Source organism: Vibrio sp. Y176, assembly GCF_033438945.1.
Genome location: NZ_JAWOQS010000464.1, coordinates 1 through 732 on the forward strand (window position 1 = coordinate 1; position 732 = coordinate 732).

At 50.0% G+C, this 732-nt stretch carries 1 protein-coding gene; it reads left to right on the top strand.

The features are described from left to right. Nucleotides 1–14: 14 nt before the first annotated feature. A partial coding sequence (locus R7O13_RS26710) for an ATP-binding cassette domain-containing protein (protein WP_318305190.1) occupies nt 15–732 on the top strand: 718 nt, incomplete at its 3' end.

A 732-nucleotide genomic window follows, 5' to 3' on the forward strand; every position in this document is an offset into this window, starting at 1 on the left:
CTTAAGGAAACGTTATGAATCAGAAAGAATTGTTATTGTCCGCTCGCGATCTGCAAGTGCATTTTCCTGTTTCGCGACACCTCATTCCGAGCCGAAGAAAGATCGTACAAGCCGTCAACGGCATCGATTTGGATGTTTATCGAGGCGAAACGCTCGGCATTGTTGGCGAATCAGGCTGCGGAAAATCCACCTTAGCGCGTGCTCTGCTGCGCTTAGTTGAACCCACGCACGGTAAGCTCACTTGGAAAGGTGAAGACATGCGTGGCTTCAGCAAAAACAAGTTAGCGCGTCGTCGCCAAGAATTTCAGATGATATTCCAAGACCCATCGGCGAGCCTCAATCCGAGATTAACGATTTCAGAATGTATCGCAGAGCCGTTACTCACACACCAACCTCAACTCAAACGCGCCGAAGTCGAAAAACGCGTCATTGCGATGATGGACAAAGTGGGTCTGTTGGCAAGCCAACGTAACCGATATCCGCATGAGTTTTCTGGCGGTCAGTGCCAACGTGTTGGCATCGCGCGCGCCTTAATCCTCAATCCGGACTTGGTGGTGTGTGATGAACCCGTCAGCGCATTGGATGTATCGATTCAAGCGCAGGTCATTAATTTGCTCGACGACCTTAAACAAGAAATGGGACTGACACTGGTGATGATCGCTCATGACCTAAGCGTTGTACGCCATATCAGCGACCGAGTGATGGTGATGTACCTTGGCAAACCAATGGAAG